Source organism: Emcibacteraceae bacterium (genome assembly GCA_041396985.1).
GTDB lineage: Bacteria > Pseudomonadota > Alphaproteobacteria > Sphingomonadales > Emcibacteraceae > Pseudemcibacter.
Window position 1 is genome coordinate 455,477 of record JAWKXO010000003.1, and the last position, 13,573, is coordinate 469,049.

The following is a 13,573-nucleotide window of genomic DNA, read 5'->3' on the forward strand; positions in this document are numbered from 1 at the left end:
AAAACTAATTTAGGGTATTAGGAAAGATATTATGGCTCGATTTTTTATTGAACGTCCGGTATTTGCATGGGTTATTGCAATTGTTGTGATGCTGGCGGGCGTGCTTTCCATTCGCTCGCTGCCGGTAGAACTTTATCCGCAGGTGGCTCCGCCGACAGTTTCTATTATGGCATTCTATCCGGGTGCGTCGGCAGAAACGGTGGAAAATGCGGTCACGCAGGTGATCGAGCAGCGACTTGTGGGGATTGATAACCTTCGTTATTTTTCTTCAAGCAGCCTTGATGGCTCGGCAGTAATCACGCTTACTTTTGAGCCGGGAACAGACCCGGATATTGCACAGGTACAGACCCAAAATAAAGCGCAAGGCGCGCTGACCCAGTTGCCGCAGGAAGTACAGGCCCTTGGCCTTACTGTGGAAAAAGCAACAAGAAACTTTCTGATTGTTGTTGGTCTTTATGCTGATGATGACAGCATGACTCAAAGCGAAATCGGGGATATTGCTGTTTCAACATTTCAGGATCAGCTTTCCCGGGTTAATGGCGTTGGAAGCACACAGGTTTTTGGTGCCCAGCACGCCATGCGTATTTGGCTGAACCCAGAAAAACTATTAAGCTATAATCTTACACCTGTTGAAGTTCAGGATGCCGTTCGAGTTCAAAATACCGATGTTTCCGCCGGGCAGCTTGGCGCACTGCCGGCTGTTTCAGGACAGCAGCTTAATGCGACCATTACAGCGCAGTCACGGCTTCAGACTGTCGAAGATTTCGGTAATATCATCCTGCGGATTAACACTGATGGGTCGCAAGTCAGACTTCGTGATGTGGCACGGCTAGAGCTCGGAACAGAAAATTATTCCGTTGTTGTTCGCTATAAAAGGAAGCCAGCCACAGGTATTGCGGTCAGCCTGACACCGGGCGCTAATGCACTTGAAACAGCAAAAGCGGTTAAAGCAAGAGTGGCCGAACTGGCGGAATTTTTGCCAAAAGGCGTTAAATATATGTTCCCCTATGATACAGCGCCCTATATTCAGCTCTCCATTGAATCTGTGATTATCACATTGCTGGAAGCGGTCGGACTTGTGTTTGTGATTATGTTCCTGTTTCTGCAGAATATCAGGGCGACGCTGATCCCGACAATCGCGGTACCGATAGTTCTGCTGGGAACATTCGGGGTGCTTTCGGTCTTTGGATTTTCAGTGAATACATTAACGATGTTTGCGATGGTGCTGGCGATTGGTCTTTTGGTGGACGATGCCATTGTTGTGGTGGAAAATGTCGAACGGATTATGAGCGAAGAAGGATTGTCGCCAAAAGAAGCGACGAAGAAATCGATGGATCAGATCACCAGTGCGCTGGTGGGGATTGCTCTTGTGCTTTCAACTGTGTTCGTTCCGATGGCCTTTTTTGCCGGCTCTGCCGGGGTTATTTACAGACAGTTTTCAATCACCATTGTCGCCGCGATGACCTTATCCGTTTTGGTCGCGCTTATTCTTTCACCGTCTTTATGTGCCACTTTCCTGAAAAATGAAAAGGGCCATGCAAGACGTGCGGAAACAGGGTTCTTTGGTGCTTTTAACCGAAACTTTAACAAGGTGCGTAACTTTTATCAGAAAAGTACATCTTATATGGCGCGGCGCATTGCCCGGTTCTTCATGGTTTATTCAGCACTGGCAGCGGGGCTGATCTTGATCTTTGTTTCCTTGCCGACATCGTTCTTGCCCAACGAAGATCAGGGTATCATGATGATGCTCGTGAACACACCTCCCGGTGCGACGGCCGAGCGTACACTCGAAAGTGTTGCCAAAATTGAAGATTACTTCCTTGATGGCCAGAAGGATAATGTCGAACATTTATTTACGGTCACCGGTTTTAGCTTCGCTGGGGCTGCTCAGAATAACGGAATGGGCTTTATCGGACTTAAAGACTGGTCTGAGCGCACCCGCCCGGATCAAAGTGTCTTTGCAATATTCGGTCAGGCGATGGGGGCATTGTCGCAGATTAAAGATGCCATGGCCTTTACATTCTTCCCGCCGCCCATTCAGGAACTCGGTAATGCATCGGGGTTTGATTTCCATATTGTTGACCGGGCCGGTCTTGGTCATCAGGTTTTGATGAATGCACGAAATCAGCTGCTCGGTGCGGCAGCACAGGATCCTTTGCTCTCAGGGGTGCGGCCAAACGGACTTAATGATGTGCCGCAGTTAAAAGTGGATATCGACAGCGAGAAAGCATCGGCCTTTGGTCTGTCGTTAAGCGATATTAACCGTACGTTGCAGATCGCGCTTGGCTCCAGTTATGTTAATGACTTCCTTGATAAAGGCAGGATTAAGAGGGTTTATCTTCAGGCGGATGCAGATTTCCGCATGACGCCGGAGGATATCTATGACTGGCATGTCCGAAACAACAAGGGCGAAATGATCCCGTTCAGCAATTTTTCGACCACTAAATGGGAATATGGCTCGCCTAAACTTGAACGTTTTAACGGCATTGCCTCAATTAATATTCAGGGTTCCCCGGCACCGGGGGTCAGCTCCGGTGTCGCCATGGATGAAATTGAGAAAATAGTGGACACATTACCTGAAGGGATTGGTATTGAATGGTCCGGTCTCAGTTTTGAGGAAAAACTTTCAGGGGCACAGGCGCCTGCGCTTTATGCCATTTCGATATTGGTTGTGTTCCTTTGTCTGGCCGCTCTTTATGAAAGCTGGGCTGTACCGCTTGCGGTTATGCTTGTGGTGCCGCTTGGTGTTCTTGGTGCGGTTATAGCCACCAAAATGTTTGGAATGGCCAATGATATTTATTTCCAGGTGGCGCTACTGACCACGGTTGGGCTTGCGTCCAAGAACGCTATTCTGATTGTGGAATTCGCCAAGAGCCAGTATGAGGCAGGCACCAGTCTGATGGAGGCAACGGCTCTTGCCGCGCGTCGCCGGTTCCGTCCGATTATTATGACCTCAATGGCCTTTGTTCTTGGGGTTTCACCAATGGCAATGGCTACTGGTGCGGGCTCCGGCTCGCAAAACGCGATTGGTATTGCGGTGATGGGCGGTATGCTTGCCGCGACATTCCTGGCGATTTTCTTTGTGCCGATGTTCTATATTGCCGTGGAAAAACTGTTCCATGGCGAAAGATCGGCGGTAAAGTCACCGGCACCGGCTGAGTAAACCTCGGATATTGTCATTCGAATATTTTAAAGATATGCTCTCCCCTGAAAAATATTTCAGGGGAGAAGTCATATGTTAAAAATTATCCTTAATGCAGTCATCATCACTTTTCTGGGGATAAGTTTTTCCAGTGCTGAAAGCAGTATGATGGAAAAAGCCGCTGTTCAGAAAGTGCTTGATCAGGTATTTACTGCTATGCGGTCCGGGGATGCCGATACCTTAAAAACCCTGATCCTTGCCGATACACCGCTTGACCGGGCCAACCCGGATAAGCCCGTGACCCGTGGCATTTCAAAAGACTGGATCGACTGGGTCAGTACCTTAAAACCAGGGCAGGCGGACGAACAGATTTTTGATGTCAAAATTCATGTGGAAGGGCCTTTGGCGGTTGCCTGGGCACCTTTTACTATTGCCCTTGATGGGGAACTTAAATCATGCGGCGTTAATCAGTTTACTCTTGTCAAACAATCTGAAGGCTGGCGGGTTGCCTATCTTATTGATACCCATACGCCGGAAAAATGCCTGCCGAAGTGAGCAAGCGGTTCAGAAAATTTATTATACGACTGACCAGATTTTCTGGATTAATCAAATTGTAGAGCAGGGTGAGCAGCTCGAACAATCGATTAAGGCGGAGTATCAATAACTGAGCATTTTTAATGGTCGGCAATAATTTTATAAACAGTCTCTAAGGTTTTATCATTACCAGCTATGTAGTCCGGCCAGGTGGTAATGATTTCAATGTCCGGTGTTATGCCAGCCGAATTTTTATCCTGCAGGCGAAAAAATCTTTTGGAATAGGTAACCAGTAATCCAGAGGATGGAAGCGTGAAACTTCCCATATCCTGGGGGCCGTTTGGGTTGCCGCCTGTCGGCTCACCCACTATAGTTGCGTTTAAAAGTTGTCGGTATTGTGCGGTGTTTACTGCGGCAGCGGAAAATGTTTTACGATTGGTCAGAACAAATACGCCTTTCTTCCAGTCAATCATATCAATTGTGTTCAGATAGGAAGCCAGTATAAGCCCGATAAACAGATCGCCCCCGTAATTATCCCTCATATCAACGATAAGGTTTCTGGTTTTTGTTTTGGAAATTTTTTCCAAAAGATTTTGCGTGAAACTATTCATTTGTTCAAATGAAGGATATTTTGCAAATTTTATATAGACGGCATTTTTATCCGGCAGAACCGAAAACCACAAACTATCAAGCCCTGCGGTATCCTGTTCACTTTTTGGTGGTAAATTCGGACCAATTTTTTGATAAGTTGACTGATTAATATTTTTTTCAAGGTCCGTCTTAATCTCAATTGTGGAAATAGTATTATCATCCTTTTGCAGGGTAAAATTTGCATGAGTAATGGTTTCGGTAATACCCATAGCATTTAAAATTTCCGCTATCATCATATAGCTTGATGTCCGGGTCAGACCGGAAAATTTATTTTCTGTGAAGGGGGTGATGGCTGACACTTCCGCAATAATTCGTTCCACCGGTGTGTCATTAATTGAAAGAATTTTTCGACCTATCAGGCCAGCATATTTTTCATCAGCCCCCACAATTCTGATGTCACCGTTAAAGTTAATCACTTCGATGGGAAAGCGGTGTAATTCACTGTTCCATAGTGGTATTGCGGTATGTCCATCACCCATGCCCCCACCAATATCATGGGTAAGACGCATCAGCTCGACTGTCACCTGAAAGTTAGTGAAGTTTGATGCATTTTTCTTTAGTGTCTCAAGTCTTTGATCGAACTCTTCTTTGCTGAGATGGTGATAAAGATCAATATGATTTTTTTCCAGGTTTTCGCGGTAAACGTTCAAATCCGTCGACCAGTCATATGCGTATGAATTTGTACTTGCCAGAATGCTCAAAATGGCTGTGATCATTGATGACACTATTTTCCCGGTCATATTTGTTTTCCATTTTTTCATTATATTTCTGGTCATTGCGGTTTTTTCTTTCGATCTGTTAAAATGATGCTTTTAAAAGCAAATAATATGCCAATAAAAAAAGCTAATATAATCAATATTTTAACAAATTCCATGTTGAATTTAATTGGCTGATCTGTTCGTTAACGGACAGTATTGTTCATATTCGGACAACATAGAAGAATAGCTTCAGTTAAAACAAAAGGCCGCGGGTAAAGCGGCCTTTGATTTTGGTTACTATGTTTTTTTCACGAACTCTTAATATTTTGGTAATACTATAATATAGTTATAAAATAAACTTGATAAATAAGCTAGGCGATGTAGGTATTTGACTTTTGAAATTTAAAAGTACATTATTGAGAAATGCTGTTTTTAAAGCAAAAAAGATTGGGGACACTATATGTCTAATGATACGCTAGAAGATAATAAATTAAAAATTTCCAATTCAAATTTCGTTGATCAGCACAAAAATATATTGGAAATGGCCGGGTATCCTGTGCACATTGAAAAGACCAATTTTCAATTTGACAGCAATGAAATATTTGCTCCATGGGAACGTGTGCAGGTTGGCGATCAAATTTCGAATTCTACAAAGAAAGTTTAATTTTTTAATTCTATTCTATTTTATTGGGGGGTAAATGGGCAGTTGGAACGAAATTCTAGATGAAATACAAAGTCATCCATCAGCTCTTGATGATGTGCGTCGTAAATACTTAAAAGAATTAAGTGATTACACTAAAAGAAATACTGTTGCATATTATTCAGGATGGTTGCAACCTAAGCCAGGGGCGATTTATTCAATTAATGATGATGATAAGAACGGATTCATGGCTTGCTTTAAGGGTTTGGATAGAGGTGCAGGACTGGATCTCATTTTGCATTCTCCTGGCGGTAGTGTAGCAGCGACTGAGTCCTTAATTGAATATTTACGCGAAATGTTTGAAAGTGATATTAGAACAATTGTCCCTCAAATCAGTATGTCTGGCGGAACAATGATTGCTTGTACTGGTAAAGAAATTTTAATGGGCAAACATAGTAATTTGGGACCGATTGATCCACAGTTCGGAGGTATACCTGCACGTGAACTCATTAATGAATTTGAACGTGCGCAAAAAGAGGTAAGTGATAATCCTAGTTTGGCAAATGTATGGGCACCAATATTGGCTCAATATCATCCAACACTTTTACAAAAGGCCGCTCATGCTATTGCTTGGTCTGAAGAAATTTCGGAAAATACTTTGAAAAGTGGTATGTTTTCTGATGATGAAGATGGTTCAAGAAAGTCTCGAAATATAGCGCATTTTCTTTTGAGTGATGGTCATCATGCACACGACAGGCATATTGAACGTAGCATATTGCGAAAAGAGGGATTAAAAATTGTAGACTTGGAAACAGATCAAGAATTGCAAGATAGAGTTCTTTCAGTGCATCATGCATTTATGATTACTTTTGGGGCAACGAATGCTATAAAAATTGTTGAAAATCAAAATGGTACAGCATTGGTGCGTGTTCAAAACGCTCTTCCTCCTGTTTCAGTTAATCCAATGCCGCCAATTCTAGTGCCTCCAGTTCCACCAGCGCCTTCACCTCCCGCTCCAGAAAATCAACCAGTTAAAAAATCAATTTCTATATTTGAGAAAATAAAGAGAGCTTTTAAATTTACTTAAGTTAGTATAGTTAAATCTCAATTTAATAATACGGTTTTCGGAAAAAACCAGCGTCTAATAAGCTACTTGAGAATTTAAAAATTAGCTAAACAAAAGGCCGCGGGTAAAGCGGCCTTTAATTTTGGTGATCCCGACTGGACTCGAACCAGTGGCCTCAAGATTAGGAATCTTGCGCTCTATCCACCTGAGCTACGGGACCACGCAGGGCACTAAGTAGCACAGGGGATATTTGACTGCAATAGCCTTAAAGCTCGTTGTCGTAAAGAATGCCGACGTTGCCTTCGCGCCTTGGGTCAGCACCGCCCTGCAGGGTACCATCCTTCAGTTTCAGCACAGCGCTCAGACCGGAAATCTCGCCTTCGGATTCAAACACATCAAGGCCGTAATCGCGAAGCGCCTGAATAATTTCGGGCTTGGCGCGGTTTCTCTCTATCCGGACCTGTTCGGTTCTTGCCACCATGTTTGGCAGGTCAATGGCTTCCTGCGGGCTAAGTCCCCAGCTCATGATGCCGACAACGGTTTTGGCCACATAGGAAATGATGTTGCGTCCACCGGGTGAGCCGACCGCCATCAGGAAATCATTATTTTCATCAAGCACAATGGTTGGTGACATGGATGAGCGGGGCCGTTTACCGGGCGCAACCGCGTTGGCGATGGGCTTGCCATCCGCATCTACATAATCGAATGAAAAATCGGTCAGCTGATTATTCAGGATCATGCCGTCTGCCATACGCAGTGAACCAAAATATCCTTCCACCGTTGCAGTCATGGAAACGGCGTTGCCGTCAGCATCAACAATGACAAAATGGGTGGTGCCATGGGTATCGAGGGTGGCGTCCTTACCATAATCAAGGCTCGCCTGATCATTCTGGTAAGCCCAGGGATCACCTGCTACAATATTGTCATTGGCATGATCACGGGAAATCAGCTTGGCACGGTCTTTGATATACGCATCACTCATCAAACCTTTGATTGGTACCTCAACAAAATCATCATCAGCAATATACTGGTTATTATCGGCATAGGTTATGCGCAGTGCCTCCGCAAGCAAAGTCCAGTTCTGCGGATCATCTGCCCCGGCCGCTGAAAATTGAGGGGCTTCGTTTAAGATGCTCATCACCATCGAAACCGAAACCCAGGAAGATGGCAGGGCAGAACCGCAAAGTGTTGTGTTGCGGTATTTGCTGCAATATGGATCCCGCTTGACGGCGGTGTAATTGGCAAGGTCCTCAGCAGAAAGAGTGCCGCCATTTGGCATTTGCTGTGCCGCATTGGCGATATCCTCTGCAATTTTGCCGTGGTAAAAATCATTGGGATCATTGGCAACAATTTTCAATGTTTCAGCATATTCCGGATTTTTCAATATATACCCGGTCGGCAGCGGGCTGCCATCGTCTAAGTGAAGATAGTCATAGACTTCGGTCGGGCCGTCTTTTGGATCTTTATAAAAATAGTCTTCATATTCGACGATGGATTCGTGCATACGCGGGGAGACAGCGAACCCTTCTGTTGAATGACGGAGGGCAGGGGCGAACAGTTCCTTCCAGGTCAGTCTGCCATGTTCCTTATGGGCCATATTAAGCACAGCAACCGCGCCCGGTGCACCGATGGACAGGCCGCTGTTTTTTGCTTCGGGGAAGGATAATTTTTTACCATCTTTATCAAAGAACAGTTCCTTTGTGGCGCCCATAGGGGCCTTTTCCCGGCCATTATAAAAATCAATTTTCTTTGTTTTGGCATCATAATAAACCATGAAGCCGCCGCCACCGAGGCCGGAGCTTTGTGGTTCAACAAGACTCAATGTTGCCTCAACCGCCACGGCGGCATCAACGGCGTTTCCACCGGCTCTTAATATTTCAAGCCCGGCTTCCGTAGCAACCGGATTGGCGGTTACCACAATCCCGACAGCCTTTGGTTGAGCCGATGCCTGTTCATTGGTGGCATTAATGTTGCTGCCCGTGTCATTTTGCGAGCAGCTGACAATAATAAATGTAAAAAGTAAAAAGAGTTTTTTTGAAAATTGCATAATCTGTTCTCCCTGAATTTATTCATTAAACAGCGATTTAAGGATTCGGTCAACTATTGTGGCCATAATTATGGCGCCGCTGGTATAAAAACCCGGCCCCCATAGCAGCATGGACGCCAGATGTATATTTTTAGATCCTAAAAGCCGGAAATCGCCCATATCAACATCCGCCCCCGGCATTTCCGTACCGCCGCATTTATAGGGCGCAATCAGTCCATGCGCCGCCATATTTTTAATGAGGGTTGGTTGGGCATCGCTTTTAATATCGCGATCGACACTGCCAGTGGAATTGACCAGAATTTTTGTCTTCTCAATACCGAAATCATGGGCGATATCATAGGCATCATCCTCATGGTTATAGGTGACGGATTTAACACCCTTAATTATTTTAAGTCGTCCTGCCTTATGCAGGGCAAGCAGTCGTTCTGCCGTTAAAATCGGGCAGGATGCTTCATAAGTCAGCGTTGCCGTTTCATAATTTTTGCGAAACCTTTTTTCCTCGTCTGCGCTGACCAGGTGTGCGGCAAAAATATCCCAAAGCTCAAGCCCGGCATCGCCGAATATATCCACCAGAATATTACGTGCACTGCCACTGATGGCTGTGTCCAGATCTTTGGATAAAATTTCCGCGGCCCGTTTATCAACGTCCTCGGCACTTTTACATCCTTCGTATGGCTCAAGAATTTCCCGCCACGGTGTATCACCACCATTCAGCTCACAGTCTTTTTTAATGGCCGTCGCTATATCCTCAAGCTTAAGTCCGCTATCCGGTTTAATGGAGGATAGATAGTCAACGTTGAAATGTTTTCGTGTTACGGTTTTGGGTGTCCGGCTTTTCATTTTTTTAAGCCGTCCGCTACGTGAACAAAGCACAACATGTCTTTGATTGGTGCCGGGAATAAATTCAAGTTTACCGTCTGAATTTCGTTCAAACCGGCTACCGGTTCTTTCTGAATAAAGCCGCCCGACGACATCAAAGGCACTTAGTGAAGCACCAAGTATATGAATTGTTCCTTCCATCGGGATTTTATCCAGGGAAGGTTCATTCAGGTGATCAGGAAAATAAAGCGTACCGGAACCGGCAGGAGGGCTTTCATAAACATGCCTGCCCGGGCAGTGTCCAGTGGTCAGGATAACCTTGTCCGCCAGAATATTACCGTCCGGCCAATGGATACTGACTTTTTCATCGTCCATCTCTGAAATATTGATGACTTCATCAGATATCAGATTGACCTTGATATTTTTAATAGCAGCATTGGTCAGGGTTGCTCTGAAGACATCTTCAAGAAAATAGCCGTAATAACGCCGGGATATATTACCGCGATCCTCAATTACCGGCAGGGAAACGCCGTCCGGTAATGGCGGATTTGTGCGCAACCAGTTGATAAAGGCTCGCCTGTTATCTGGTGTAAGGCAGAGAGTGTCATTGGTGTTGTTCAGGAGATAATCAGCACATTCATCACTTTTATAAGGAAGTCCGGGGCCGTAAATGCCACTGGCCTCAAAAATGGTGATTTCCTCTACCGGATATTTATCCACCAACTGATAAAAAGCGCTGGTACCGGTAAAGCCGCAACCGACCAGGGCAATATGTTTCGGGCTGCTCATTCTTTTGACCCTTCAATCAGTACTTCTGTTGTTTCCTTCATGGTTTCCAATACAATCATTGATTCCGTACTTGTCACGGCAGGCAGTTTTTTAACCCTGTCATGAAGAAATCTTTGCAGTGCACCGGTATCGGCGACGCGGACTTTCACCATATAGGAATGGGCGCCGCTGATATGATGAATTTCCTGAATTTCAGGGAATGTGGCGAGTTTTCTGACGGCGTCATCTTCACCTTCATAACTCATATCAACGAGTATCAGGGCGCAAAGCTTTGCACCAACCTTTATGGGGTCCAATACGCCGCGCCATTCCTTGATAATGCCGGATGAAGATAACCTTCGCACTCTTTCATTGGCAGTGGAGACAGAAACGCCAACGGCATCGGCAATTTCTGCACTGGAGGCACGCCCATCTTTCTGAATTATTCCGGCTATTTTACGATCAATAACATCCATAACAATAAAAATTCCCGTAATTTAATTAAATTTCAGGAAAAATAACTGAACTTTTATGATGTATCAAGAAAAATTTTAGAATTCTATTGCAGCACCAGTTAATGATGCTGTTTCAGACATAACGATATGGACAGGAATTTTTTTTACATAATTACTCATCGGGCCTTTATCGGTAAAGAGGTCGATAAATCTGTCTCTGTCAATCAGGTCAGCAATATGGGGAATTATGCCGCCGCCAATATAAATTCCACCCCTGCTTCCTTGCGCGAGAGCGATATCTCCTGTAATTCTTGCCAGTATGTCCAGAAACAAACTCACAGTTTTTACCGATATTTCACAACTACCATCCTTTGCCGATCTGGTAATTTCATGAGCGGCTATTTTATTTTTTTCCTTATGGTTCAGAAATTCATATATGCGGATCAGCCCTGGACCGGACAGGAAGGTTTCAATGGAAATATGGTTGATTTTACCAACAAAAAAATTGAACAGTTCCTGTTCTGTTTTTGATTTTGGTGCAAAGGACATATGACCAATTTCTGTTGAAAGGGTACGTATTGATTTGCCTTGCCGGATACCAATCGCGGCACCAAGACCTGAACCCACGCCAAATGCGCTGAAAGGCGCACCTGCAAGGCTAACATCAAACGGTGTAATGGTTTCAAGCTCACCAGCGTCAAGTCCGGGAATAGACCTGACCAGCGCTTCATAATCGTTAAGCAGGGTGACCTGCTCGAAATTAAATTTTTGCTCTATTTCACGGGCATTAATGTCCCAGTTAAAGTGCCAGAGGTTTCCATAATTTTCTGTCATTTCGCCGGCTATTGAGAAGCGTGCCCTTTTGGGAATTTCACAATCAAGACTTTTAAGGTAGGCGGCGAGAAGTTCGTAAAAGTTATTATAGTCCCTGCATGGGAAAATGCCGACTTCCTTTAGCTTAATCCCATCTATATTTTCCGATTGGTTCGAAAATTCTGCAATCGCAAAACGCCCGTTGGTTCCACCGATATCGGAAACGATCATACGACTGACCATAAATTATCCCTTATTACTCAATTGCCTATTTAACGTTATTATGGGATAACAAAAGAAAAAAGAATAGGGAAAATATGCTGGCAGTAATTTCATTCATAGGCTTTACCGGCCTTGTGGCGCTTATTTCTTACCTTAAAACACGAAATGACGTGATGGCGACCTCGGACGATTATTTTCTCGGCGGTCGAAGTCTGACTGCCTGGGTAATTGCAGGATCACTGATCCTGACCAATCTGTCCACTGAACATTTAATTGGTCTGAATGCCGATGCCTTTGCCCACACGGTGGCGGTTATGGCGTGGGAAACGACGGCGGCACTGGCCATGGTGCTGACGGCACTATATTTTCTGCCAAAATATTTAAAACGTGGCCTGACCACAATTCCGGAATATCTGTCACTCAGATATGATCAGAATACGCGGGTGATTGCGACCGTGCTTTTTCTTTTTTCCTATGTTGTGGCTATTTTACCCGTAGTGCTTCTTTTTGGGGCAGCCGGTCTTGAAAGCCTGTTTGATGTGTCCGGCGTTCTTGGGGTCAATAAATCATCGGCTGTCTGGATTATGGTTTGGGCGATTGGTACGCTTGGTTCACTTTATGCCATTTTTGGCGGGCTTAAGGCCGTTGCTATTTCCGACACCATAAACGGTATCGGTTTTCTGGCGGTTGGTCTGATTGTTCCGGCCCTTGCGCTTTCCTATGTCGGGGATGGGAACATATTTAAAGGGCTGGAAATGGTTTATCAAAGTGCGCCGGAAAAATTTGATATTACCGGGGATGAGCCGGGCTCTTTTTTACCGTTCGGGGTTCTTTTTACCGGTATGATCGTCAACCAGATCTTTTTTTGGTGCACGAACCAGTCGATCGTTCAACGTGCTCTTGGTGCCAAAAATCTGGCCGAGGGGCAAAAGGGGGTTCTGATTGCGGCCTGTTTTAAACTGCTTGGGCCGGTTGCCATCGTATTGCCTGGAGTCATTGCCTATTATCTTTTTAAGGACCAAATTGGCCCGGGGCAATCTATGCTGGCTTACCCAATGCTTGTAAAGGAAATTCTGCCTGCGCCGATGGTCGGATTTTTTGCCGCTGTGATGGTGGGTGCTGTGCTCAGCACCTTTAATAGTGTTCTGAACAGTTCAGCCACCCTTTTCAGTCAGGGTATTTATCATGTTTTTATGAACAGGCAAGCAACCGGCCGTCAGATGGTATGGTCCGGTCGCGTCTGTAGCATTCTGCTGGCAATAATTGCCATGATCGCAGCACCAATGATCGATACAAGTGGTAGTCTTTATAATTATCTGCAAAAAATCAATGCGACTTTCTTTGGGCCTATGCTTGCTGTTATTTTACTCGGACTTCTTACTAAGCATGTGACGGCGCGTTCAGCGAAAGTTGGTATGATTTTCGGCCCGGTCCTGTTTTATCTTCTGACCAACACCTTTGATGAACCGGTGCAGAATATTGCAAAAAGTCTGTTTGGAACTGAGGATAACATCCATTTCCTTCATTTTCTGGCCCTTGTTTTTATATTGACGTCGGGGCTGATGCTCTTAATCAGCAAACTCAAGCCGGAGGTTACAAAAGAACATATCAGTCACGCGGCAAAAGTAGATATGACGCCCTGGAAATATGTTAAACCGGCAAGTATTATTATTTCTTTTCTGGTCATTGCGGTCTATGTTGCTCTGGCGCAATAGATT

Annotated in this window: 10 protein-coding genes and 1 tRNA gene; 5 read left to right on the forward strand and 6 right to left on the reverse strand. The window is 44.8% G+C overall.

Translation table 11 applies throughout. From position 1 onward, the window contains the following. Positions 1-31: 31 nt before the first annotated feature. Both R3D86_10295 and R3D86_10300 read left to right on the forward strand, forming a co-directional pair. Entirely contained in the window at positions 32-3,163 is a 3,132-nt protein-coding gene (locus R3D86_10295) for an efflux RND transporter permease subunit (protein ID MEZ5758599.1), read from the forward strand. Positions 3,164-3,235: 72 nt separating this feature from the next. Next, positions 3,236-3,697, forward strand: a complete 462-nt coding sequence (locus R3D86_10300; GenBank protein ID MEZ5758600.1) for a hypothetical protein — start codon at positions 3,236-3,238, stop codon at positions 3,695-3,697. A gap of 119 nt (positions 3,698-3,816) precedes the next feature. Here the strand turns inward: R3D86_10300 and R3D86_10305 are convergent, their stop codons facing one another. Further along, positions 3,817-5,067: a S41 family peptidase gene (locus R3D86_10305; GenBank protein ID MEZ5758601.1), complete on the reverse strand. Its 1,251-nt coding sequence runs from the start codon at positions 5,065-5,067 to the stop codon at positions 3,817-3,819. A gap of 418 nt (positions 5,068-5,485) precedes the next feature. Here R3D86_10305 and R3D86_10310 point away from each other — a divergent pair, with 418 nt between their 5' ends. Further along, positions 5,486-5,689, forward strand: a complete 204-nt coding sequence (locus R3D86_10310; GenBank protein ID MEZ5758602.1) for a hypothetical protein — start codon at positions 5,486-5,488, stop codon at positions 5,687-5,689. 34 nt (positions 5,690-5,723) lie between these two features. Continuing rightward, positions 5,724-6,752: a hypothetical protein gene (locus R3D86_10315; GenBank protein MEZ5758603.1), complete on the forward strand. Its 1,029-nt coding sequence runs from the start codon at positions 5,724-5,726 to the stop codon at positions 6,750-6,752. Between the two features lie 122 nt (positions 6,753-6,874). Here the strand turns inward: R3D86_10315 and R3D86_10320 are convergent. The 5 genes from R3D86_10320 to R3D86_10340 all read right to left on the reverse strand — a co-directional run bounded on the left by R3D86_10320 (position 6,875) and on the right by R3D86_10340 (position 11,876). Further along, a tRNA-Arg gene (locus R3D86_10320) sits at positions 6,875-6,951 on the reverse strand. A 45-nt stretch (positions 6,952-6,996) separates the two neighbouring features. Beyond that, positions 6,997-8,778, reverse strand: coding sequence for a gamma-glutamyltransferase (gene ggt, locus R3D86_10325; protein ID MEZ5758604.1), 1,782 nt, complete (start codon positions 8,776-8,778; stop codon positions 6,997-6,999). Positions 8,779-8,796: 18 nt separating this feature from the next. Next, on the reverse strand, positions 8,797-10,386 hold the full coding sequence (locus tag R3D86_10330; protein MEZ5758605.1) for an FAD/NAD(P)-binding protein: 1,590 nt from the start codon (positions 10,384-10,386) through the stop codon (positions 8,797-8,799). Beyond that, entirely contained in the window at positions 10,383-10,841 is a 459-nt protein-coding gene (locus R3D86_10335) for an Lrp/AsnC family transcriptional regulator (protein ID MEZ5758606.1), read from the reverse strand. Before R3D86_10335 ends, R3D86_10330 begins: the two co-directional genes overlap by 4 nt. Positions 10,842-10,916: 75 nt before the next feature. Then, a complete protein-coding gene (locus R3D86_10340) occupies positions 10,917-11,876 on the reverse strand; it encodes a glucokinase (GenBank protein ID MEZ5758607.1) in 960 nt (319 codons plus the stop codon). Positions 11,877-11,950: 74 nt separating this feature from the next. Here R3D86_10340 and R3D86_10345 point away from each other — a divergent pair, with 74 nt between their 5' ends. Then, the gene (locus R3D86_10345; protein MEZ5758608.1) at positions 11,951-13,570 is read left to right on the forward strand and encodes a solute:sodium symporter family transporter; all 1,620 of its coding nucleotides are present in this window, start codon (positions 11,951-11,953) and stop codon (positions 13,568-13,570) included. Positions 13,571-13,573 lie beyond the last annotated feature (3 nt).